The following is a 22,855-nucleotide window of genomic DNA, read 5'->3' as shown; positions in this document are numbered from 1 at the left end:
GCTTCTTGCCGTTGATCTGCACCGGCAGGGTGATTTCGTTTTCCGCCACCAGCCGGTCGTCATAAGCCGGCCAGGCGGCCGTTGCGACGAGGCCTTCGCCGCCGATCTCGCGCCAGGCCTCTTCGGCGAGATGCGGCGTCATCGGAGCGACGATGCGGATCAGGATGCCGACGGCTTCGCGCAGCGCCGAGAGCAGATCGGCCGAAGCGGTGCCTGCGGCGGCGTTGGTCAGCGGCGCGGCCAGCGCGTTGACGAATTCGTAGATGCGCGCGACGGCCTTGTTGAAGGCGAGCTTGTCGTAATCGGCCTGGACGGCCTTCAGCGTCTTGTGGGCGATCTGTGAGACGGCCAGGGCTTCGCCGTCCGTACCCGGGCGGCTTTCGGCGTTCTTCAGCGCGGGGGCCGCCTCTGAGATGAGGCGCCAGACGCGCTGGACGAACCGGTGGGCGCCTTCGACGCCGGCTTCCGACCAGATGACGTCGCGGTCCGGCGGCGAGTCGGAGAGAACGAAGAAGCGGGCGGTATCGGCGCCGTAGGAGGCGATGATATCGTCGGGATCGACGACGTTCTTCTTCGACTTCGACATCTTCTCGATGGAGCCGATGGCGATGTCTTCGCCGGATTCGAGATGCACCGCACGACGCTTGCCGTCGACTTCCTCGATGCGGATCTCGGCCGGCGTCACCCATTCGCGCTTGCCGTCGATGGCGCGGCTATAGGTTTCGTGCACGACCATGCCCTGCGTGAAGAGGCCCTTGAAGGGTTCTTTCAGGTCGAGATGGCCGGCCACCTGCATGGCGCGGGTGAAGAAGCGCGAATAGAGCAGGTGCAGGATCGCATGCTCTATGCCGCCGATATATTGATCGACCGGCAGCCAGGCATTGGCGGCGGCCGGGTCCGTCGGGTTGTTTTCCCAGGGGGCCGTGAAGCGGGCGAAATACCAGGACGAATCGACGAAGGTGTCCATCGTGTCCGTCTCGCGGCGGGCATCCTTGCCGCACTGCGGGCAGGCGACGTGGCGCCAGGTGGGGTGACGGTCGAGCGGGTTGCCCGGCTTGTCGAAGGTGACGTCGTCAGGCAGCTGCACCGGCAGGTCGGCCTTCGGCACGGGCACGACACCGCAGGCCTCGCAATGGATGACCGGGATCGGGCAGCCCCAGTAGCGCTGGCGCGAAATGCCCCAGTCGCGCAGGCGGAAATTCACCTTGCGCTCACCCTGCGGCGCGTTGCCCAGAGTGGCCGTGGTGAGGCGCTTGGCGACCTCTTCGAAGGCCTCTTCGGTGCTGAGACCATCCAGGAAGCGCGAATTGATCATCACGCCGTCGCCGACATAGGCCTCGTCGCCGATTGCGAAGGCCGCGGCATCGCCATCCCCGGGCATGACGACGGGCACGACGGGCAGGTCGTATTTGCGGGCGAAGTCGAGGTCGCGCTGGTCACCGGAGGGGCAGCCGAAGATGGCGCCCGTGCCGTAGTCCATCAGCACGAAGTTCGCGACATAGACCGGCAGTTCCCAGCTGGGATCGAAGGGATGGCGCACACGGATGCCCGTATCCATGCCCTTCTTCTCGGCGGTCTCGAGGGCGGCCAGCGAGGTACCGGCGCGGCGGCATTCCTCGCAGAACGCCATGATTTCAGGATTGGTTGCGGAGACTTCGCGCGCCAGCGGGTGATCGGCCGAGATTGCCAGGAACGAGGCGCCGAACAGCGTGTCGGGACGCGTCGTATAGACGGTCACGTCCTTTTCGGCGGTCTGGGCGCCGTCAGCGATTTCCCAGCGCACCAGCATGCCCTCGGAACGGCCGATCCAGTTCTTCTGCATCAGCCGGACCTTTTCCGGCCACTGGTCGAGCGTCTCGAGCGAATCGAGCAGGTCCTGGCTGAAATCGGTGATGCGGAAGAACCACTGGGTCAGCTCGCGCTGTTCGACCAGCGCGCCGGAGCGCCAGCCGCGGCCGTCGATGACCTGCTCGTTGGCCAGAACCGTGTGGTCGACCGGGTCCCAGTTCACCTTGGACTGCTTGCGGTAGACGAGGCCCTTTTCCAGGAAATCCAGGAACAGGTGCTGCTGGCGCTGATAATATTCCACGTCGCAGGTGGCGAATTCGCGCGACCAGTCGAGCGACAGGCCCATCGATTTGAGCTGCTTGCGCATCGTCGCGATGTTTTCATAGGTCCAGCCCTTGGGGTGGACTTTGTTCTGCATGGCAGCGTTTTCGGCGGGCATGCCGAAGGCGTCCCAGCCCATCGGGTGCAGCACATTGTAGCCGCGGGCGCGCTTGTAGCGCGCGACGACATCGCCCATCGCGTAGTTGCGCACATGGCCCATATGGATGCGGCCCGAGGGATAGGGGAACATCTCTAGGACGTAATACTTTTCGCGCGGATCGTCGTTGTCGGTCAGGAAGACGTTCTCGTCGTTCCATTTTGCCTGCCAGCGGGGCTCGGCATCGCGCGGATTGTAACGTTCGGTGGCCATGTCTTTGATGTTCCGGAAGTCTTTGGGAGTTTTGGCGAGCGGTTCGCCCATGCGAATATAGTGGCGAGACCTTCATCATGAAACCGCCGAAGCGTCAAGTTTTCCGGCCTCGAGACGGCCTGTTGCGCTTGGCAAGCAGCGTCGTTTTCGCTAGGTCCTGACCCTCGATACCAGAGGAGAGTGACGATGGAGCTTCGGGACCGCCTCGCAGAGGTTCAGGGCCGGATGAAGAAGGCGGCGGCGGAAGCCGGCCGCACGCCCGATGCCGTCACGCTCGTCGCGGTGTCGAAGACCTTCGATGCCGATTCCATCCGCCCGGCCATCGCCGTCGGCCAGCGGGTCTTCGGCGAAAACCGCGTGCAGGAAGCGCAGGGCAAGTGGCCGGAACTGCGCGCCGAAACCGGCGGCATCGAGCTGCATCTGATCGGCCCGCTGCAATCCAACAAGACGGCCGAGGCCGTGGCGCTGTTCGATGTCATCGAGACGGTCGACCGCGAAAAGATCGCCCGCACCATCGCCGACGAGATGAAGCGGCAGGGCCGCAGCCTGCGGCTCTATGTCCAGGTCAATACCGGGCTGGAGCCGCAGAAGGCGGGCATCGCGCCCGACGATACGGTCGCTTTCGTGACCTTCTGCCGCGAGGAGCTCGGGCTCACGATCGAAGGGTTGATGTGCATTCCGCCGGCGGAGGAAAATCCCGGCCCGCATTTCGCACTGCTGGCCAAGCTCGCGGAACGCTGCGGTCTCGAAAAACTCTCCATGGGCATGTCGGGCGATTATGACGTCGCCATCGGTTTTGGCGCGACCTCGGTGCGCGTCGGCTCGGCGATCTTCGGAACACGCTGACGTCGGGAACGCGCCGTTCCCAGTTTGACGAACGGCAGGAAACGGACCGGCCTTGTGAGGCTTTCGTCTCTCTTTGCGGATTGCCCGCCCTCTCCTATTCTTCCCGCTGAGGAACCGGCCGTCGATCGGCTGCGCATGGCGGGAGGAAGCGATGCAGAAAACCTATGCCGAGATCTATCGGGCGTGGAAGGACGATCACCGCGCGCATTGGCGTAAGGCCGCGCGGGCCATCGACTGGTTCACGGCACCGGCGGAGATCTTCGATGCCGACCAGGGCGTCTATGGCCGCTGGTTTCCCGATGCGCGCGGCAATACCTGTCACAACTGCGTCGATCGCCATGTGGCGGCGGGCCGCGGTGTCGTCGCGGCGCTGATCTACGACAGCCCGGTGACCGGCCGGAAGGCCCGCTTCACCTATGCCGAACTGCTCGAGCGCGTGAATGCCATGGCGGCGGTGCTGGTCGATCAGGGCGTGGAACAGGGCGACCGGGTCATCCTCTATATGCCGATGATCCCGGAGGCGATTTTCGCCATGCTGGCCTGCGCGCGCATCGGCGCGGTGCATTCCGTGGTGTTCGGTGGTTTTGCTGCAAGCGAGCTTGCCGCGCGCATCGACGATTCGACGGCGAAGCTTGTCGTGACGGCGAGCTGCGGCATCGAGCCGAACCGTGTCGTCGCCTACAAGCCGCTGCTCGACGCCGCCATCGATCAGGCCCGCCACAAGCCGGACCGCTGCCTCGTGTTGCAACGGCCTGAACTTGCCGCGACGCTGCAGGACGGCCGGGATATCGATCTAGGCGCGGCACTGGATGCGGCGCGCGGACGCACCATTGCCTGCGCGGCGCTGGCGGCAACCGATCCGCTCTACATCCTCTACACGTCGGGCACGACCGGCCAGCCGAAGGGCGTCATCCGCGACAATGGCGGCCATATGGTCGCGCTCGCCTGGACCATGCGGGCGCTCTATGGCGTGCAACCCGGCGAGGTCTATTGGGCGGCGTCGGATATCGGCTGGGTCGTCGGCCATTCCTACATCGTTTATGCGCCCCTGCTGAACGGCAGCACGACGGTGCTCTACGAGGGCAAGCCGATCGGTACGCCAGACGCCGGCGCCTTCTGGCGGGTGGTGGAGGAGTACAAGGTGTCGGTGCTGTTCACGGCGCCGACGGCCTTCCGCGCCATTCGCAAGGAGGATCCCGAGGGTGCGCTCGTGAAACGCTACGATCTCTCCAGTCTGCGGGCGCTGTTCCTCGCCGGCGAGCGGGCCGATCCCGACACGCTGCGCTGGGCCGAAGCCGTGCTCGGCGTTCCCGTCATCGATCATTGGTGGCAGACGGAGACCGGCTGGGCGATCGTCGGCAATCCGCTCGGTCTTGATGCGCTGCCCGTGAAACACGGTTCGCCCACCGTGCCCATGCCGGGCTACGATCTCCATGTGCTCGACGACGCGGGCCATGCGGTCCCGGCCGGCACGCTCGGCAATATCGCCATCAAGCTGCCCCTGCCCCCGGGTTGCCTGCCAAGCTTCTGGAAGGCCGACAACCGGTTCCGCACCGCCTGCCTCTCGGAATTCCCCGGCTACTACAAGACGGCGGATGCCGGTTATATCGACGATGACGGCTATGTCTTCATCATGTCGCGCACCGACGACATCATCAATGTCGCCGGTCACCGTCTGTCGACAGGGGCGATGGAGGAGATCTGCGCAGGCCATCCCGACGTTGCCGAATGCGCCGTGATCGGCGTTGCCGACGCTATCAAGGGCCAGGTGCCGGCCGGGTTCCTCGTCCTGAAGAGCAATGTTTCACGTGAATCATCGCTGGTGGAGCAGGAAGTCGTCGGCCTCGTGCGTGAAAAAATCGGCCCCGTCGCGGCTTTCAAGACGGCAATCTGCGTGAAACGCCTGCCAAAAACCCGCTCGGGAAAAATCCTGCGCGGCACGATGCAGAAGATTGCCGACCGCGAAGACTGGAAGATGCCAGCGACGATCGACGACCCCGCCATTCTGGACGAGATCGCCGAGGTTCTTGCGGGACGGCGGATCGGGTAGCGGTTCTTCTTGCCGTCTTTGACGCACGCAAGGGGAACCTGGGAGATAGGTCGGTTCCCCTGCCCTGCGTTCCGTGAGCGCTTGCCCAGCGGGTCCACATCTTCTCGCAATTTCACATCCCCGTTTTCCCCGCCCTGCAAACCTGTGCCTACAATCTCCCATCCCGCCGCGGATACACTGCCAGGCGGGATCGGCGCGGGGTGTGGGGAGGAGACGCAAGACCTCACGCACCGGGCCTGCGGAAAATGGTCTCCCTCCGGCGACATGGGGGAAGCGACGGGGTGTCGGACCGACCCTTTAGCTTCAGGCCCCAGACGGCGCGCCGGATGTGCCTGTGCGGCACGCAAGGGGGCCGGGACTGGCGGATGCGTCGGCATCGTCCGTCGGGTGGGAACAGGCCGGAAGGCGAAAGTCTTCCGTCGGGATCGCCAGAGCGTGCGGTCTCGATGTCAAAACGGCGCTGTTCTCATCCGGAAACCGGCGAGTAACATCCACCATCCCGGCCTTTGCAGAGAGACCGGAGTTGCGGGCAAAAACCGCTGAACGGGGTGCTGAAAGGTGCCACATACATTATTTCAGTCGAGGCAGCTCTCAGCGCCCCGTCCGGAATGCTCTTGAACCCACGGGCGAAAATCTGCCGCGTGGGCGAAACCGCTGGCAATTCGATGCTTGCACCCGCACCCGCCGCCAAACTCTTTCCCTTTCGCCGGAACATGCGCTAGAGCATTTTCAGCAAAAGTGCGAAGCGGTTTAGCGTCCGGAAATTCGGGAAAACAAGGAGATAGAGCACTTTCGCGTTTCGGAGAAAAGCGGAAATGCGCTAAGGGCATCAGCCATGACCATACCGGCCCCGACAGATCAGTTCCAGGCAGACCAGACCTTCGTCGTCCTTCTCGGCGGCGCGCTTGCGGTAACGCCGCGGGTGCGGGCCGATATTGTCGGTGCGCGCTTCGTGGCGGCCGATGGCGGCATGCGGCATGCCGCGACGCTCGGAGTGACGCCGGAAATCTGGGTCGGCGATTTCGATTCGACGCCGGATGATCTCGTCGCCGCCTGGCCCAGCGTCGAGCGCCAGCCCTATCCCGTCGCCAAGAACGAGACGGACGGGGCGATCGCCGTGTCTGTTGCGGCCGAACGCGGCGCGAAGGATATCGTTCTGGTTGGCGCGCTCGGCGGCGAGCGCAGCGACCATGCGCTGATGCACCTGCTTCATGCCGTGTCGCTCGCCGAGGACGGCTATGCGATCAAGCTCACCTCGGGCGAGGAGGAAGCCTGGCCGCTGTTGCCGGGCAGCCGGGAGATCGACCTGCCGAAGGGCAGCCTGTTTTCGATCCTCGGCCTCTCGCCGCTGTCGGGCCTCTTCATCGGCAATGTGCGCTATCCGCTCAATGATTTTTCCTTGCCCTTCGGCTCTTCCCGCACCATTTCCAATGTCGCCGAAGGCCCGATTCGCCTTTCGCTTGCCTCCGGCCGCGCGATCCTCATTGCCCGGCCCTATGACCTTTCAGGAGCCTGACCCTTGGCACCGCCCATTCTCAAACTCGACGACATCTTCCTGAGCTTCGGCGGCACGCCGCTGCTTGCCGGCGCAAGCCTCCAAGTAGAGCCCGGCGACCGCATCTCGCTCGTCGGCCGCAACGGTTCCGGCAAGTCGACGCTGATGAAGATCGCCGCCGGCCTTGCCGAAGCGCAGTCGGGCGAAGTCTTCCGCCATCCCTCCGCGACCATCCGCTACCTGCACCAAGCACCGGATTTCGACGGTTACGACACGGTCGCGGCCTATGCCGAGGCGGGCCTCGGGCCGTCCGACGACCCCTACCGCGTCACCTATCTGCTCGAACATCTCGGCCTTGACGGCACGGAGGATCCGAAGTCGCTGTCGGGCGGCGAGGCGCGCCGCGCAGCCCTTGCCCGCGTCATGGCGCCGGAGCCGGATATCCTGCTGCTCGATGAGCCGACCAACCATCTCGATCTGCCGACCATCGAATGGCTGGAAGGCGAGCTGCAATCGACCCGCTCGGCGCTTGTCGTCATCTCGCACGACCGCCGCTTCCTCGAAAAGGTCTCCAACGCCACCGTCTGGCTGGATCGCGGCCAGTCGCGCCGGCTCAACCGCGGCTTCGGCCATTTCGAGGCCTGGCGCGACGAGGTGCTGGAGGCCGAGGAGCTGGAACAGCACAAGCTCGGCAAGGCGATTGAGCGCGAGGAACACTGGCTGCGTTACGGCGTGACGGCGCGCCGCAAGCGCAACATGCGCCGCCTCGGCGCGCTGCATGATCTGCGTTCGCGTTATCGCGGCCACAAGGGTCCGCAGGGCAGCGTGCAGGCCAGCGCCTCCGACGCGCAGGAATCCGGCAAGCTGGTCATCGAGGCGGACAAGATCACCAAGAGCTACGGCGAGCGCACCATCGTCGCCCCGTTCTCGATCCGCGTGCACCGCGGCGATTGCATCGGCCTCGTCGGCCCGAACGGCGCCGGCAAGACGACGCTCCTGAAGATGCTCACCGGCCAGCTGGGGCCGGATAGCGGCACCGTCAAGCTCGGCACCAATCTGGAGATCGCCACGCTCGACCAGCGCCGCGAGGATCTCAACCTCGATGACACGCTCGCCCATTACCTCACCGACGGGCGCGGCGAAAACCTGCTGGTCAACGGCGAGCAGCGCCATGTCACCGGCTACATGAAGGAATTTCTCTTCCAGCCGGAACAGGCCCGCACGCCGATCCGCAACCTCTCGGGCGGCGAGCGCGCAAGGCTGATGCTGGCGCGCATCCGGTCGCGCCCGACCAACCTGCTCATCCTCGACGAACCGACCAACGACCTCGATATCGAGACGCTGGACCTGTTGCAGGAGATCGTCGCCGGTTTTGCCGGCACGGTGCTGCTCGTCAGCCACGACCGCGACTTTCTGGACCGCACCGTCACCTCGACCATCGCGCCCGCCGATCCGGAAAACCCGGACGGGCGTTGGATCGAATATGCCGGCGGCTATTCCGACATGATGGCGCAGCGCCGCGGCGCGATCGAGGAGAAGCGCAAGGCGGACAAGGCCGAGAAGGCGAAGGCGGCGGAAGCCGCGCCGGCTGCCGCTTCTTCCGACGGCAAGGCCAAGGCAAAACTCTCCTACAAGCAGAAATTCGCGTTGGAAAACCTGCCGAAGGAGATGGAGAAAGCCGAAAGGGAGATCGCCGCCCGCGAGGCGAAGATGGCCGATCCCAATCTCTTCACCAAGGACCCCGCCACCTTCAACAAGCTCGCCGCGGAAATGGAAAAGCTGCGCGCCTCGCTGACGAAGATGGAAGAGGAATGGCTGGAGTTGGAAATGCTGCGGGAGGAACTGGAGGGCTGAGCCGGCCCGAAACATACTCTTTCCTCTCCGTCGTCATCCTCGGCCTTGAGCCGAGGATCCATGCGGCACCCGCGTAGGTGGATGCTCGGGTCAAGCCCGAGCATGACGGAGGAGGGGTAGAACGCAGGCGAATGAAACCCCTGTTCCATCCGAAACAGCGCGGATGACGAGGCCATGGGATAGTCGGGTCATTGGATGAGAAGCGCTCATCCTGCAACCCGAAAGAGATCAGGAGCCTCCCATGCGCAAGTTCATCCTATCCGCCGTCGTCGCCGCTGTCGCCGCCGTATCCTTCGCCGCCCCGTCCTATGCCGGCTATTATGGCTATGACGGCTATGGCTACGGCCACAAGCATCACAGCTACAAAAAGTATCACGGTTACAAGAAGCACTATGGCGGCCACTACGGCTACAAGAAGCACCATGGCTACAAGAAGCACTACGGCGGCTATGGCTACAACAGCCATAACGGCTACAGCTTCTCGTTCGGCTACTACTGAGCCCTTCGCCGACATTTCTGACCGAGGCCCGGATGCCCGCCGCATCCGGGCCTTGTAGACTCTAGGGCAGACGGATTGATTCGCAGGCGCAGTGGCGCTATTGAAATGCCTCGTGGTGATTTGGCCGGCCGGCTTGCAGCCACGTTAAACAAGTCGCTAAAGGGCCGCGCGAGGAAGACCCTTACGTGGACCGGTTGCGACATCGTTGCGGCCGGTTTTTGTTTTGGATCGAGTTGAGACATGCCCATCAAGATTCCCGATACGCTCCCCGCCTTCGAAACCCTCGTTCACGAGGGCGTGCGGGTGATGACCGAAACGGTGGCAATCCGGCAGGATATCCGCCCGCTGCAGATCGGGCTGCTCAACCTCATGCCGAACAAGATCAAGACGGAGGTGCAGATGGCGCGCCTCGTCGGCGCCTCGCCCCTGCAGGTCGAGCTGTCGCTGGTGCGTGTCGGCGCCCACCGCGCGAAAAATACGTCGGAGGAGCACCTGCTTGCCTTCTACGACACCTGGGAAGAGGTGAAGCACCGCAAGTTCGACGGCTTTATCATCACCGGCGCCCCGATCGAGACCCTCGACTACGAGGACGTTACCTATTGGGACGAGATGAAGCAGATTTTCGACTGGACGACCACCAATGTCCATTCGACGCTCAATGTCTGCTGGGGCGCGATGGCGGCGATCTACCATTTCCACGGCGTGCCCAAATACACGCTCGATGAAAAGGCTTTCGGCGTCTACCGTCACCACAACCGCAAGCCCTCGTCGATCTACTTGAACGGCTTCTCGGACGATTTCGAGGTGCCGGTGTCGCGCTGGACGGAGATCCGCGCGGAAGATATCCGCGCCGTGCCGGAACTCGAAATCCTGCTCGATTCCGACGAGATGGGTGTCTGCCTCGTCGAAGAGAAGGCGGGCAACCGCCTCTACATCTTCAATCATGTCGAATACGATTCGACCTCGCTCGCCGACGAATATTTCCGCGATGTCTCGGCCGGCGTGCCGATCAAGATGCCGAGGAACTACTTCCCGCACAACGATCCGGCCCTGCCGCCGCAGAACCGCTGGCGCGGCCATGCGCATCTGCTGTTCGGCAACTGGATCAACGAAATCTACCAGACAACGCCATACGATCTCGAAAAAATCGGAACGGGAGCCTGACCATGAGCCGTGTCGTTATCCGTCCGCTGCACAGGGAGGATGAAGGCGAATGGCGCCGCCTGTGGACCGCCTATCTCGCTTTCTACGAGACGGTTCTTCCGGAAGAGATCTTTGCCACGACCTTCGCCCGTCTGACGGGCGAGGTTGCGGAGGGAGAATATCGCGGCCTCATCGCCACGCTGGACGGCAAGCCCGTCGGCCTGGCGCATTATCTCTTCCATCGCTCGTGCTGGACCGTTGGCAATGTCTGCTATTTGCAGGACCTCTTTGCCGATCCCGATGTGCGCGGCAGCGGTATCGGCCGCGCGCTGATCGAGGGCGTCTATGCCAAGGCGAGGGAGGCGGGCTCGCCCGAGGTCTACTGGATGACGCAAGAGTTCAACGCCACCGCGCGCCGGCTCTACGATCGCATCGCCGAAAAGACGCCCTTTATCGTCTATCAGAAGAACCTCTGACGGATCGTCGAATAGTATGACTTTTCGGTTGCGGCCGGCAAGGAATTGAAGCAGGTTGCCGCGCGGGGAAAGCCGGCGGAGGAGACGCGAGCGTGGGGCAGGAACAGGATATCTTCGGTCGGCTGGATCAGGGAGAAACGGTGGAGCGCGTCACGATATCGGGCGGCGGATTGACGGCCAGCGTCCTGACCTGGGGCGCCGTCATCCAGGATCTCAGGCTTGACGGGCACGATGCGCCGCTGGTGCTCGGCTTCGAGGACCTGCCGTCCTATCTCGATCATTCGCCGTTCTTCGGCGCGACGCCCGGCCGCTGCGCCAACCGCATCGCTGGCGGCCGTTTTGCCATCGACGGCCGCGACTACCAGCTGGAACGCAACGAGCGCGGCGTCACGCATCTGCACGGCGGCAGCGACGGCATCGGCCGGCAGAACTGGCGGATCGCCGAACAGGGCGCCGATTTCGTCACACTCACGCTGACCGATCCCGACGGCCGCGCCGGTTATCCCGGCAATTGCGCCATCACCTGCACCTACCGTCTGCCGGGTGACGGCGTGTTCTCCGTCGTCTATGAGGCCGTGACCGACGCGCCGACGCCGGTCAATCTCTGCCAGCACAGCTATTTCATCCTTGATGGCGGTGTAGATGCGCTGGGCCACGAGATTCGTCTGGCGGCGGAACACTATCTGCCGGTCGATGAAAACCTCATCCCGACCGGCGAGGTCCGCCCCGTTGCCGGCACGCCCTTCGATCTGAGGGAATGGTCCCCGCTTGCCCGCCAGACGGAGGCAGGCGGCGTCGCTTTCGACCACAATTTCTGCCTTTCGCCGCAGCGCGTTGCCAAGCGTCCCGTTGCGGAGGTGCGCAGCCCCGTCTCGGGCGTTTCGCTCGCCGTTCTGACGACGGAGCCGGGCGTGCAGCTCTATACCGGCTCCAAGGTCGGCCCCGCCGTTTCCGGCCTCGAAGGCCGGCGCTACGGCGCGTTCGCCGGCTTCTGCCTGGAAACGCAGGTCTGGCCCGATGCCGTCAACCACGCGCATTTCCCCAAGGCGGTTCTGCGCCCCGGCGAGACGCTGCGGCAGGAAACGGACTACGTCTTCCGCAAGGCCTGAGGCAGCCCCTGCCCCCAAAGGCAATTGGCAAAACGCAAGACAATCGAAACCTTTGTGCCGCACAAAGTCCGCATGGACCCGGAATGTTGCCGGGTCGTGCGGGATGAACGCGCCAGGACAGCGCCGGTCGCCCAGGGGACCTCTGTCCATGAAAATCTCGGATCTCTCGATCTCCCGTAAGGTCGGCCTTCTCGTGCTCCTGATGGGCATTGCCGCCGGCACCATCGCCACTGTCGGCAGCCGCGGCTTGACCTCGCTCGGCGGCGCGCTTGAGGATACCGGTGCGCGCGAAGAGGTGGCCCGCGAGGCCATGGACCTGCGCATCGACGTCATCGCCATCAGCCGCATGACTTACCAGCTGGCGCTGGCGCCGGAAAAGGCCGCCGATTTCGCCGCCGAAACGGACAAGCGCTCGAAGGAAATGCTCGATCGCCTGCCAAAGATCGCCTCGACGGCCGATGCCAGCGAGCAGAAGCTGCTCGAGGGCGTGCGCGCCGCGATGACGCCCTATTTCGACGAAATCCGCGCCATGGTCGCCGTTGCCACGGAAAAGGCTGACGACCGCGCAGCGATCATCGCCGCCCTCGACAAGGCGCTGGAGGGCCAGAAGGCCGTGACATCGGCGCTCAAGGAATACACGACCTATTCCGCGAAAACGCTTTCGGAAGCGCGCGCTGCCGCCATCGCGCGCTCGACGTCCACACAGGTCCTGCTGCTTGCCACCGCCTTCATCTGCATCGTCGCGGGCATGCTGTTCAGCATCGTCTTCGCCCGCAAGGGCATCGTGCGCCCGATCCAGCTTTTGACCGGTGTCATGTCGAAGCTGGCCGCCGGCAAGCTCGACGACGCCATCCCCTGCACCGAGCGCCAGGACGAGATCGGTGCCATGGCCCGCACGCTCGACGTCTTCCGTGCCAACGAGATGCAGATGCGCGACATGGAAGCCCAGGAAGCGGCCCTTCAGGCGCAGAGCAAGGATCTGCAGTCGAATATCTCGACGATTGTTGCGGCTGCTGCGGCCGGCGATTTCTCGCGTCGCATCACCAAGACCTATCAGGATGAGGATCTCAGCCGCTTCGCCACGGGCGTCAACGCGCTGGTGCAGAATGTCGAGCGCGGCGTCAGCGAAGTCCGCCGCGTCATCGCCTCGCTCTCGCATGCCGATCTCACGCAGGAAATGACCGGCCACTTCCAGGGCGATTTCGCCGAGCTTCAGGCCAACGTCAACGGCGCCATGCGCACGCTGCGCAGCACGATGGGCGGCATCCTCGCCACGGCCGGCACTATTACCGGCAACAGCCGCGAACTCTCGGCCGCTGCCGATCAGCTCGCCCACCGCACGGAGCAGCAGGCCGCCTCGCTGGAGGAGACTGCCGCAGCCCTCGAGGAAATCACCACGACGGTGAAGACCTCCACGTCACGCGCCATTGAAGCCTCCGAGATCGTGCGTGAGACCAAGGAAAGTGCGGAAAAATCAGGCGACATCGTCAAGAGCGCCATCGACGCCATGGGCCGCATCGAGCAATCCTCTCAGAAGATCAGTCAGATCATCTCGGTCATCGACGAGATCGCCTTCCAGACCAACCTGCTGGCACTGAACGCCGGCGTCGAGGCCGCCCGCGCAGGCGAAGCCGGCCGCGGCTTTGCGGTCGTGGCCCAGGAAGTGCGCGAACTCGCCCAGCGCTCGGCCAATGCCGCAAAGGAGATCAAGACGCTGATCAACGCCTCGGCCGGCGAGGTGAAGGGCGGCGTCTCGCTGGTGCTGTCGACGGGCGACGTGCTTTCCGAGATCAAGGACCTCGTCAACCGCGTCAACGACCACGTCGTCTCGATCACCCGCGCGGCGCAGGAACAGTCCGCGGCGCTCGGCGAGATCAACACCGCCGTCAACCAAATGGACCAGATGACCCAGCAGAATGCCGCCATGGTGGAAGAAACCACGGCCGCCAGCCAAGTCCTGGCCAGCGAAGCCGCCCAACTCCAGACGGCGCTGTCGCAGTTCCACATCGCGGAAGGGCGCGGGTCAGCCGTGCAACAGCGCCGCGCCGCCTGAGGCACATCGCTACCGCATGCGGAAAGGCCGGCGCCCTAAAGCGGGTCGCCGGCCTTTCGATTTTGGGCTGAACGATGCCCTGAGATCGTGATGGAACGCCTTGCCGCCCAGGCGCCTGATCGCAGCGCAGATATCGACACATGCAGACTTGAGCGAGTTGCTGTCATTTGGAAGCGCTCGCCGCGCGAGAACCTCAAGGGTCGTCGGTTCACACGGTTATCACGCGCAGTTCCGACGATGCCGCAGTATTCCCGCGCTTTGTCCAGCGGGGTTGATCAGCAGCCTGTCGGCCTGCCCCATGCCAAGCGCCCGTATTCTATTTCTTCGCCCGCTTTTGGGTCGGCGGTGCGGACGGCGTGGCGGCCTCCTTCGCAAGGCGCAAGGCCCGCAGTCTCTCGGTTTTCTTTTCGCGGGCGTTTGCTTCCTGCTCGACGATCCCGCGCGCAGCAGCATTGGTGTCAGCCGCCTTCGTTTCCGCGCTGACCTTCGTCGGCTTGAAAAAATTCTGTTTCGTGGCCGTCATGGAATCGTCCTCAGTTTACACTTGTCCCTTACCGGCCGCCGCCGGCGGAAACTTTCCTCTTGGGCGCGGCGATCAATCCCTCACGCTGCGCTTTCTTGCGCGCGATCTTGCGGGTGCGTCTGATCGCGTCGGCTTTCTCACGAACTCTCTTTTCGGAAGGTTTTTCGTAAGCGCTGCGCGCCTTCATTTCGCGAAACACCCCTTCACGCTGCATCTTCTTCTTGAGAACCCTGAGGGCCTGATCGACGTTGTTGTCCCGAACGAGAACTTGCAAAATCTGTCCCTTCATGGCGGCATGCGAGCCGCGCCGAGTGATTATTTCTTTGTTCGTATGCTGACGGGCTTTAGCCATGGTTCGTTGCGACCGGCGGAGGATGGCGCCACGCCGCTGGGCTGGGGCAACCTGGTCTCCGGCGTTTCGATGTCGCTGGCGAGGATACGGCGCTCGAACGTCTCGTTACCGAGTCGAACGCGATATTGCACTTCCCCGTGATCGGCAGGCAGAATGCCGATAATCCGGCAGGTCGGAGCGGTTTCAGCTCGGCGCAGGATATTCGGCTTGAGCTTGACCGTGTCGCCAACAGCGTGAATTGCTCGGCTCATCGTGAGCTCCTTTGCGCAATGCGCTATCTGCGGAAAACAAAAAGGCCGGGCGTTAACCCGACCTCTTCCCATCGCCCGCCTCACCGCTGCCAGTACATCCGTGGTCAGCAGGAGCGAGCGAAAATTCTTTAAGCGGCGCGAAGGTTGTCGGCCGAGTTCTTGCCGGACTTGCGGTCACGGACAATCTCGTAGCTGATCTTCTGACCTTCGTTCAGCGCGCCCATGCCTGCACGTTCGACGGCCGAGACGTGGACGAAGACGTCCGTCGAGCCGTCGTCAGGCTGAATGAAGCCGAAGCCCTTGGTGCTGTTGAACCACTTAACTGTACCTGAATTCATAACGATATCCTTTCAATCGCATGAGAAAAGACGCCCTGAATGAGCGCGTGTAAATCGACGATGATAGGAAATCTGACCGGGCCATTGAGGCGAAGACAAAGGTCATAAACAAGGTTCGACGAGGACAAGATATGTTTTTTCTGCGGGAAAAACAAGAGTGGCCGATCAAATCAACGCAAATCGCGCAATCGCGCGGGTGAAATTACTCACGAAAACAACGAAAACCATCAGGAGATATTTTTGCCGGATGCGTGATTCTAATGAGATTCGTAAAAATCTTTTTGCTTGAATTGTCGCTTCCCCGGCCTCCTGTCGCGACCGGATTGGACTTGCGGGCCTATGGGGTCTATGATTGCAGTGTCGCCGACCAGTGCACATGGTGTCGGGAATCGCGCGCGATACGCCCATGATAGTCCGGCGAACTCGTCTTCAGAATTAACATTGCGAAAGTACGGACGTCCCGATCCGGCTTCGACCTAACGCAATCTCGGGCATGAACGACGTCGCGTTTGAATTCGCCGGAGGAAACGACCATGACAAGGAAATGGGTCGCCGGATCAACCCAGGAAATCGTTCAGCACCTCGCAGACCAGATTTCGGATATGCGCGGTGTTCTGCGCGAGCTTGACCTTCAGGCGACGGCTCATAAATACGCCGTACAGGCGCTGCTCGGTTCGCTGAAAACCGACAGCGTGGAGCAGCGCATGGCTATGGAACAACTCAAGGCCGTCCGCGATGGCCAGCGCAGACTTGCCGCAGCCTCCGACGACGAAGAACACGTCGCAAACCAAAAAGCCTTCAACAAGATCGCTGACTATTTAGACGAGATCATTTGTTTGGGCAGCCCCGGAGCCTCATGAAACGCACTTGTCGCGTAGGCAAAAGCCGGACTGCTGCTCCCCGGCACTAACCCAGGAATACAGAATGTTGAGCTGGTAACCCGACGGTGACCGCGCCTCCCGGAGGCATTTCCGGTGTCGGAGATTCAACCGCGCCAGAAATCAAAAAAGCCCCGGCGAACCGAGGCTTGCGACGTCTTGGAAGAATGGAGCGGGTGAGGCGATTCGAACGCCCGACCCCAACCTTGGCAAGGTTGTGCTCTACCCCTGAGCTACACCCGCTCATCTGCGACGGCCTGGGGTAGATGCTTGGCCGAAGGTCGCTGCGTTGCGGCGACGGGCGGTATATGGCCCAAGCCCTTTTAAAACGCAACAGGGAAATTTCGGATTTTGGAGAAAAAATTACAGCCGCTTTCGAAGCGCCGGATTCTCAGGCGGTTGCGTCGAAAGGATCGAAGCCCTATCAGCGGGCAGGATAATTCACGCCGGGAACGATGAGATGAGCAACGTACAGCCGAAGACCGACAAGGACCTTTTCCAGTTTCTCGACGGGCTGGGCATTGCCCATTCGACCAAGGAGCACGCGCCGGTCTTCACCGTCGCCGAATCGGTGGCGCTGCGCGACGAAATCCCCGGCGGCCACACGAAGAACCTCTTCGTGAAGGACAAGAAGGATAACTACTTCCTGATGACCGTCGAGGAGCACGCGACCATCGACCTGAAGACGATCCACACGGTCATCGGTGCGGCAAGCAAGGTCTCCTTCGGCAAGCCGGAGAAGCTGATGGAATATCTCGGCGTCATTCCCGGCGCCGTCACGGCCTTCGGCGTCATCAACGATACCGGACGCCAGGTGAAGATGATCGTCGATGCCGATCTCATGGAATACGACACGATCAACTGCCATCCGCTGCGCAACGACGCGACGACCTCGATCGGCTCGAAGGACCTGTTGCGCTTCATCGAGGCGACGGGACATGAGCCGCTTGTCTTGAAAGTCACCGCCTGACATACGATTTTGGGCGCAGACACGTGATTCAGGCGCTCGGCGCCACAGGAGAGACCATGAGTGCAGGCGAAAACCCCTATGCATCGTCCTATGGCGGCCAGATGAACGTTTCGGCGAGCTATGGCGGTGGCGCGGCTCCGGCGGCGGACGACCTGATCAAGGACACGACGACGGCGAATTTCTCACGCGACGTGATGGAAGCCTCGCGTCAGCAGCCCGTTCTCGTCGATTTCTGGGCGCCCTGGTGCGGCCCCTGCAAGCAGCTCCAGCCCATCATCGAGAAGGTCGTGCGCGAAAGCGCCGGCCGGGTGAAGCTCGTCAAGCTCAACATCGACGATCACCCGTCGATCCCCGGCCAGCTCGGCATCCAGTCCATTCCCGCCGTCGTCGCCTTTGTCGGCGGCCGACCGGTCGATGGCTTCATGGGCGCGGTGCCGGAAAGCCAGATTCGCGACTTCATCGACAAGGTCGCCGGCCCTGCGGGTGCTGATGAGAAGGCCGAGATCGAGGCGTTGCTGGCCGAAGCCAAGACGCTGTTCGAGGCCGGTGATGTTGCCGGTGCCGCCGATCTCTATGGCGCCTTGCTGCAGGCCGATCCGGAAAATGCTGTGGCACTGGCCGGCATCGCCGATTGCATGATTGCCGTCGACCAGATCGAGAATGCCCGCCAGACGCTGAGCAACCTGCCGGACGCGGTTGCGGCGGATCCCGCAGTCGTCGCCGTTCTCAAGAAGCTCGGCCAGATCGAAGAGGCGCGCAAACTCGGCAATCCCGCCGCGCTCGAGCAGGCGCTGGCCGCGAATGCCGACGATCATGCCGCCCGGCTGAGCCTTGCGAAGATCCGCAATGTCGAGGGCGACCGCCAGGCCGCGGCCGAACACCTGCTCTACATCATGAAGCGCGACCGCGCCTTCGAGGATGACGGTGCGCGTCGCGAACTGCTGCAGTTCTTCGACGTCTGGGGCCCGAAGGACCCGGCAACGATATCGGCGCGGCGCAAGCTCTCGTCGATCCTGTTTTCCTGAGGTTTTTTGCCCGGGAGAGAGCAGCATCCCTTGAGAAACGGCGCGCCCGCCCCACATTCGGAAAAGGCGCGTCGGCGAGGGGTCGGGACGGAGGAGCCTGGACGCAGCACCGCGCCGTGGAATGGAAGGCAATGCCATGCATGTGGGTAATGCGCGCTATCTGAAGCCGGCGGACCTGCCCGAGACGATCCCCGTCTTTCCGCTGACGGGGGCGCTTCTTCTGCCCGGCGGCCAGCTGCCGCTCAACATTTTCGAGCCGCGTTATCTCTCCATGTTCGACGAAGCGCTCGCCTCGCACCGGCTGATCGGCATGGTGCAGCCGGTTTTCGGCGAGCACCGCGCGGACGACATCGGCCACGACAATCCCGAACTCTGCAAGGTCGGCTGTATCGGCCGTATCACTTCCTTCGCGGAGACGGGTGACGGGCGCTATGTCGTGTCGCTGACCGGCGTGTGCCGCTACCGTCTGCTGGAAGAAGCTTCCGGCCCGAAGTCCTATCGCAGTTTCCGCATCGCGCCCTTCATCGGCGACCTCTCCGCCCAGGACGACGAGAAGACCGTCGATCGTGACGCCTTGCTCGCCGCCTTCAAGGCCTATCTCGATGCCAACAAGCTGGAGGCGGACTGGGAGAGCGTGGAGCGCGCCAGCAACACGACGCTGGTCAATTCCATGGCGATGATGTCGCCCTATGGCCCGGCGGAAAAGCAGGCGCTTCTGGAAGCGCCTGATCTCAAAACCCGCGCCGAAACGCTGATTGCCATCACCGAGATCGTTTTGGCGCGCAGCTATGGCGATGTGGATACGCGGCTGCAATAGGGCGGGATCGATGGACGACAGCACCAGCCGGGTTGCCCCCAAACTGCTCGAACTTCTCGTCTGCCCGCTCACCAAGGGGCGGCTGCACTATGACGCGCAGGCCGGGGAATTGATTTCCGAAAAGGCCAAGCTCGCCTATCCGATCCGCGACGGTATCCCGATCATGCTGATCTCCGAGGCGCGGGAAATCAAGGATTAAGGGGCAAGGGCGCCGGCGTCGTCGAAAGTTGCCGCAATCTCTCTTTTGTCATCCTCGGCTCAAGGCCGAGGATGACGGAAAGGGTGGCGTGATGGTGGCAGCAAGTAGCCGCGAATCAAATCCGCTGACCGACCAGCATGCGCGGATGTCCGCCGCCGGTTGTGCCCTCGGCCTGGCGGATGAAGAAGGACTTTAGGCCGGGCAGGCGGTCGACGATGCCGAGGCCGACGTCGCGCAGCACGCGGATCGGTGTTGCGTCGTTGGAGAACAGGCGGTTCAGCACGTCGGTCGTGACGCCCATGCGCACTGTGTCGAAGCGGCGCCAGGTCTCGTAGCGTTCCAGCACCGAGACGGCGCCGATATCGAGGCCGAGGCGGTCGGCCTCGACGACGGTTTCGGCTAGCGCCGCCACATCCTTGAAGCCGAGATTGAGGCCCTGGCCGGAAATCGGATGGATGCCGTGCGCGGCATCGCCCGCCAGTGCGAAGCGCGGCGCGATGAAGGCGCGGGCCAGCGTGAGGCCGAGCGGGAAGGCGCGGCGGCCGCCGACGACCTTCAGCGCGCCCAGCTTGTGGCCGAAGCGACGCTCCAGCTCCTCCTCGAAGACGAGGTCGTCGCTTTCGACGAGGCGGCGGGCGTCCTCCGTGCGCTCGGTCCAGACCAGCGAGGAGCGGTTGCCGGTGAGCGGCAGCGTGGCGAAGGGGCCGGCGGGCAGGAAGTGTTCCTCCGCCGTGCCGTCATGCGGGCGTTCGTGCGCGACGGTGGTGACGATGCCGGACTGACCGTAGTCGAAACGCACGGTCTTGATGCCGGCCATGTCGCGCAGTTTCGAGCGCACGCCGTCGCAGGCGACGAGCAGGCGGGTTTTTCGTGTCGAGCCGTCGGAGAGCGTGACGTCGGTGGCGTGCTGTCCGGTCGCAAACCCCTCAGCCGATGTCGACCAGCGCACGGGAATGCCGAGGATCTCGGCCTGGCGCAGCAGGCTGCCGGTCATGGCGCGGTTCGGCACCATATGGGCGAAGGGCTGGCCGTCATCGCCGGAGCCCGCGCCCTCGAAGGTCAGGAAGACCGGGCGCACGGGATCGGCGGTGCGCGAATCGGTAATGACCATGCGGCGGATCGGTTCGGCCTCCGGGACGATCTCGTTCCACACGCCGAGCACGTCGAGCAGGTTTCGTGCGGCCGCGACGATGGCCGAGGCGCGTTCGTCCTTCTGCCAGGCATGCTCGGGCGCGCCATCGACGACTTCGACGGCAAGGTGCGGCGCTGCCTTCTTGATCGAGACCGCCAGCGACAGGCCGACATAGCCGCCGCCGGCGACGAGCACGTCGAGCATGGGAGCGTCGGGCTTGATGGCGTCGGTCATGGGAGACTCCTGGCCGCTTGAGGTCTTGTTTCCCTCTATATAGAGGAGGAAGGACCGCTTTCCTACCTCAGGCCATGTATCGGAGCCACGTCCAAATGTCGCGCCATCAGCCCAAGAACCCCGCCATGGACCTTCTGATCGAAACGCTCGATCTCGAGCAGCTCGAGGCGCGGCTCTTTCGCGGCAAGAGCCCGCAGGTCGGCTGGCAGCGGGTGTTCGGCGGGCAGGTGATCGGCCAGGCGCTGGTGGCGGCGACGCGCACGGTGGAAGAGGCGCGCTTCGTGCATTCGTTGCACGCCTATTTCGTGCGGCCGGGCGATCCCTCAGTGCCGATCATCTACGATGTCGAGAACATCCGCGACGGTGGCTCCTTCTCCACGCGGCGCGTCACCGCCATCCAGCACGGCAAGCCGATCTACTTCATGACCGCATCCTTCCAGGATGATGAAGAGGGGTTCGAGCATCAGGCGCCGATGCCGGATGTGCCGATGCCGGAAAACCTGCTCGGGGAGGCGGAGCTGAAGGAGCGGTTCCTGACGCAGGCACCTTCCCATATCCGTGCCTATTGGGAACGCCCGCGGCCGATCGAGCTGCGTCCCGTCGCGCTCGACCACTATTTCTCCGCCGAGAAGCTGGAGCCGAGCCAAAACATCTGGGTGCGCACGACGGGGCCAGTGCCGGCCGAGCGTCATTTGCAGGCCGCGGTGCTTGCCTATCTCTCCGACATGACGCTGCTCGACACCTCGCTCTTCGCGCACGGCACCTCCGTGCTGGACCGCAGGCTGCAGGTGGCGAGCCTCGACCATGCCATGTGGTTCCATCGCCCGCCGGTTCTCGACAACTGGCTGCTCTACAGCCAGGACAGCCCCTCGGCCTTCGGCGGACGCGGCATGACGCGTGGCGCAATTTTCAGCCGTTCCGGCACCCTGCTTGCCTCCGTCGCCCAGGAAGGGCTGATTCGGAAAAAGGCAACTGACTAAATTTTATTCATAATACTTTTATCGCTCATTTTTTGATCATCTGCGATGGTGATTTTTTGCGCCGCAGCATGAGAGTTCTTTTTATCGATTGAAAATCAGCGCGTTAGCTGAGCCGTTCGAATCTGGCACGCCCCTTGAATGTGTAGGTCTCAGTCGTTGCGTCTGCCAACGGCAAGGAGATGGCCCCGGCTGGGGATAAGCACGAAGGATGGGAAACCAGATGAAAATCGTAATGGCCATTATCAAGCCGTTCAAACTCGATGAGGTGCGCGAAGCCCTCACCGCCGTTGGCATCCAGGGCCTGACCGTGACCGAAGTGAAGGGTTACGGGCGCCAGAAGGGTCACACGGAAATCTACCGCGGCACCGAATATGCCGTCAGCTTCCTGCCGAAACTGAAGATCGAGATCGCCGTGGCGAGCGACCTCGTCGACAAGGCCGTCGAGGCGATCGCCGGAGCGGCCAAGACCGGCCAGATCGGCGACGGCAAGATCTTCGTCTACGCCATCGACCATGCCGTGCGCATCCGCACCGGCGAAACCGATACCGAAGCGCTCTAAGCAAACGGCCTTTCAGGGAGCCCACTTACAATGTCGTCATTCAAGCTTTCTCATACCCTTTCCCGCGTGGCTGCCGCCACGACGGCCGTGTTTGCGCCCGTGGTCGCCTTCGCGCAGGAAACGGCGCCCGCCGCAACCGAAGCCGCTGCCGCCGCACCCGTTCCGGACAAGGCGGATACCGCCTTCATGTTCCTGTCGACACTGCTCGTCTTCTTCATGCTGATCCCCGGCCTTGCGTTGTTCTACGGCGGCCTCGTCCGCGCCAAGAACATGCTGTCCGTCCTCATGCAGTGCACCGTCATCGGCGCCGTAATGATGATCGTCTGGGTCACCTACGGCTATTCCTTCGCCTTCGGCGGCTCGACGAGCCCCTATTTCGGCGGCTTCGCCAAGATGTTCCTGTCGGGCGTGACTGTCGACAGCACGGCGGCGACCTTCTCCGAGGGCGTGGTCATTCCGGAATACATCTTCATGCTGTTCCAGATGACCTTCGCGGCGCTGACGCCGGCGCTGATCATCGGCGCCTTCGCCGAGCGCATCAAGTTCTCGGCCGTCATCCTCTTCACCGTGCTCTGGGCCACCTTCGTCTATTT

At 63.2% G+C, this 22,855-nt stretch carries 23 protein-coding genes, 1 tRNA gene and 1 riboswitch; of the genes, 17 read left to right on the top strand and 7 right to left on the bottom strand.

Translation table 11 applies throughout. The annotated features are described in order from the left end of the window. A partial coding sequence (gene leuS, locus ACOZKU_RS27400; RefSeq protein ID WP_421581555.1) for a leucine--tRNA ligase occupies nucleotides 1-2,479 on the bottom strand: 2,479 nt, incomplete at its 3' end. Between the two features lie 186 nt (nucleotides 2,480-2,665). On the opposite strand from leuS, the gene ACOZKU_RS27395 reads away from it, so the two are divergent. The 9 genes from ACOZKU_RS27395 to ACOZKU_RS27355 all read left to right on the top strand — a co-directional run bounded on the left by ACOZKU_RS27395 (nucleotide 2,666) and on the right by ACOZKU_RS27355 (nucleotide 14,004). Then, nucleotides 2,666-3,325 (top strand): YggS family pyridoxal phosphate-dependent enzyme, encoded by a 660-nt coding sequence (locus tag ACOZKU_RS27395; protein WP_421581554.1) that lies wholly within the window; start codon nucleotides 2,666-2,668, stop codon nucleotides 3,323-3,325. A gap of 151 nt (nucleotides 3,326-3,476) precedes the next feature. Further along, nucleotides 3,477-5,375, top strand: a complete 1,899-nt coding sequence (locus ACOZKU_RS27390) for a propionyl-CoA synthetase (RefSeq protein WP_421581553.1) — start codon at nucleotides 3,477-3,479, stop codon at nucleotides 5,373-5,375. Nucleotides 5,376-6,210: 835 nt separating this feature from the next. Beyond that, nucleotides 6,211-6,891: a thiamine diphosphokinase gene (locus ACOZKU_RS27385; protein WP_421581552.1), complete on the top strand. Its 681-nt coding sequence runs from the start codon at nucleotides 6,211-6,213 to the stop codon at nucleotides 6,889-6,891. A gap of 3 nt (nucleotides 6,892-6,894) precedes the next feature. Then, complete coding sequence (locus tag ACOZKU_RS27380; protein WP_421581551.1) at nucleotides 6,895-8,724, top strand: ABC-F family ATP-binding cassette domain-containing protein; 1,830 nt, start codon at nucleotides 6,895-6,897, stop codon at nucleotides 8,722-8,724. Nucleotides 8,725-8,965: 241 nt separating this feature from the next. Further along, nucleotides 8,966-9,223 (top strand): hypothetical protein, encoded by a 258-nt coding sequence (locus ACOZKU_RS27375; RefSeq protein WP_421581550.1) that lies wholly within the window; start codon nucleotides 8,966-8,968, stop codon nucleotides 9,221-9,223. A 102-nt stretch (nucleotides 9,224-9,325) separates the two neighbouring features. Further along, a riboswitch (SAM riboswitch) is annotated at nucleotides 9,326-9,403 on the top strand. A gap of 60 nt (nucleotides 9,404-9,463) precedes the next feature. Continuing rightward, a complete protein-coding gene (metA, locus tag ACOZKU_RS27370) occupies nucleotides 9,464-10,387 on the top strand; it encodes a homoserine O-acetyltransferase MetA (RefSeq protein ID WP_421581549.1) in 924 nt (307 codons plus the stop codon). A 2-nt stretch (nucleotides 10,388-10,389) separates the two neighbouring features. Further along, nucleotides 10,390-10,842: a GNAT family N-acetyltransferase gene (locus ACOZKU_RS27365; protein ID WP_421581548.1), complete on the top strand. Its 453-nt coding sequence runs from the start codon at nucleotides 10,390-10,392 to the stop codon at nucleotides 10,840-10,842. Between the two features lie 92 nt (nucleotides 10,843-10,934). Then, complete coding sequence (locus ACOZKU_RS27360) at nucleotides 10,935-11,951, top strand: aldose epimerase family protein (protein WP_421581547.1); 1,017 nt, start codon at nucleotides 10,935-10,937, stop codon at nucleotides 11,949-11,951. 148 nt (nucleotides 11,952-12,099) lie between these two features. Next, nucleotides 12,100-14,004 (top strand): methyl-accepting chemotaxis protein, encoded by a 1,905-nt coding sequence (locus tag ACOZKU_RS27355; protein ID WP_421581546.1) that lies wholly within the window; start codon nucleotides 12,100-12,102, stop codon nucleotides 14,002-14,004. 316 nt (nucleotides 14,005-14,320) lie between these two features. Here the strand turns inward: ACOZKU_RS27355 and ACOZKU_RS27350 are convergent, their stop codons facing one another. The 4 genes from ACOZKU_RS27350 to ACOZKU_RS27335 all read right to left on the bottom strand — a co-directional run bounded on the left by ACOZKU_RS27350 (nucleotide 14,321) and on the right by ACOZKU_RS27335 (nucleotide 15,468). Next, nucleotides 14,321-14,527, bottom strand: a complete 207-nt coding sequence (locus ACOZKU_RS27350) for a hypothetical protein (protein ID WP_421581545.1) — start codon at nucleotides 14,525-14,527, stop codon at nucleotides 14,321-14,323. 28 nt (nucleotides 14,528-14,555) lie between these two features. Then, nucleotides 14,556-14,801: a 30S ribosomal protein S21 gene (gene rpsU, locus ACOZKU_RS27345; protein ID WP_421581557.1), complete on the bottom strand. Its 246-nt coding sequence runs from the start codon at nucleotides 14,799-14,801 to the stop codon at nucleotides 14,556-14,558. Between the two features lie 41 nt (nucleotides 14,802-14,842). Next, nucleotides 14,843-15,130, bottom strand: coding sequence for a cold-shock protein (locus ACOZKU_RS27340; protein ID WP_314094707.1), 288 nt, complete (start codon nucleotides 15,128-15,130; stop codon nucleotides 14,843-14,845). A gap of 128 nt (nucleotides 15,131-15,258) precedes the next feature. Continuing rightward, nucleotides 15,259-15,468, bottom strand: a complete 210-nt coding sequence (locus ACOZKU_RS27335) for a cold-shock protein (RefSeq protein WP_117372003.1) — start codon at nucleotides 15,466-15,468, stop codon at nucleotides 15,259-15,261. Between the two features lie 533 nt (nucleotides 15,469-16,001). Between ACOZKU_RS27335 and ACOZKU_RS27330 the strand changes: the two genes are divergently transcribed. Beyond that, nucleotides 16,002-16,328: a hypothetical protein gene (locus tag ACOZKU_RS27330; protein ID WP_421581544.1), complete on the top strand. Its 327-nt coding sequence runs from the start codon at nucleotides 16,002-16,004 to the stop codon at nucleotides 16,326-16,328. A gap of 186 nt (nucleotides 16,329-16,514) precedes the next feature. On the opposite strand, the gene ACOZKU_RS27325 is transcribed toward ACOZKU_RS27330, so the two are convergent. After that, nucleotides 16,515-16,589, bottom strand: a tRNA-Gly gene (locus ACOZKU_RS27325). Nucleotides 16,590-16,806: 217 nt separating this feature from the next. Between ACOZKU_RS27325 and ACOZKU_RS27320 the strand changes: the two genes are divergently transcribed. The 4 genes from ACOZKU_RS27320 to ACOZKU_RS27305 all read left to right on the top strand — a co-directional run bounded on the left by ACOZKU_RS27320 (nucleotide 16,807) and on the right by ACOZKU_RS27305 (nucleotide 19,357). Continuing rightward, nucleotides 16,807-17,316 (top strand): prolyl-tRNA synthetase associated domain-containing protein, encoded by a 510-nt coding sequence (locus tag ACOZKU_RS27320; RefSeq protein WP_421581543.1) that lies wholly within the window; start codon nucleotides 16,807-16,809, stop codon nucleotides 17,314-17,316. Nucleotides 17,317-17,372: 56 nt separating this feature from the next. Then, nucleotides 17,373-18,341, top strand: a complete 969-nt coding sequence (gene trxA / locus ACOZKU_RS27315; RefSeq protein ID WP_421581542.1) for a thioredoxin — start codon at nucleotides 17,373-17,375, stop codon at nucleotides 18,339-18,341. Nucleotides 18,342-18,477: 136 nt separating this feature from the next. Beyond that, the gene (locus ACOZKU_RS27310) at nucleotides 18,478-19,158 is read left to right on the top strand and encodes an LON peptidase substrate-binding domain-containing protein (protein WP_421581541.1); all 681 of its coding nucleotides are present in this window, start codon (nucleotides 18,478-18,480) and stop codon (nucleotides 19,156-19,158) included. A 10-nt stretch (nucleotides 19,159-19,168) separates the two neighbouring features. Next, nucleotides 19,169-19,357 carry a Trm112 family protein gene (locus ACOZKU_RS27305; RefSeq protein ID WP_314094699.1) on the top strand — a complete coding sequence of 63 codons (189 nt, stop codon included), beginning with the start codon at nucleotides 19,169-19,171 and terminating at the stop codon, nucleotides 19,355-19,357. Nucleotides 19,358-19,472: 115 nt separating this feature from the next. Here the strand turns inward: ACOZKU_RS27305 and ACOZKU_RS27300 are convergent, their stop codons facing one another. Next, nucleotides 19,473-20,693: a ubiquinone biosynthesis hydroxylase gene (locus ACOZKU_RS27300; protein ID WP_421581556.1), complete on the bottom strand. Its 1,221-nt coding sequence runs from the start codon at nucleotides 20,691-20,693 to the stop codon at nucleotides 19,473-19,475. A 125-nt stretch (nucleotides 20,694-20,818) separates the two neighbouring features. On the opposite strand from ACOZKU_RS27300, the gene tesB reads away from it, so the two are divergent. The 3 genes from tesB to ACOZKU_RS27285 form a co-directional block, all read left to right on the top strand. Then, the gene (gene tesB, locus ACOZKU_RS27295; RefSeq protein WP_421581540.1) at nucleotides 20,819-21,703 is read left to right on the top strand and encodes an acyl-CoA thioesterase II; all 885 of its coding nucleotides are present in this window, start codon (nucleotides 20,819-20,821) and stop codon (nucleotides 21,701-21,703) included. A 208-nt stretch (nucleotides 21,704-21,911) separates the two neighbouring features. Then, nucleotides 21,912-22,262, top strand: a complete 351-nt coding sequence (locus ACOZKU_RS27290; protein WP_314094695.1) for a P-II family nitrogen regulator — start codon at nucleotides 21,912-21,914, stop codon at nucleotides 22,260-22,262. Nucleotides 22,263-22,292: 30 nt separating this feature from the next. Further along, the coding region (locus ACOZKU_RS27285; protein WP_421581539.1) for an ammonium transporter at nucleotides 22,293-22,855 on the top strand (563 nt) is incomplete at its 3' end.

The sequence above is a fragment of the Shinella sp. M31 genome (genome assembly GCF_049199205.1).
In the GTDB taxonomy this organism is placed as follows: Bacteria; Pseudomonadota; Alphaproteobacteria; order Rhizobiales; family Rhizobiaceae; genus Shinella.
Note: the sequence above shows the minus strand (reverse complement) of the source record. Positions and strands in the feature narration are given on the sequence as shown.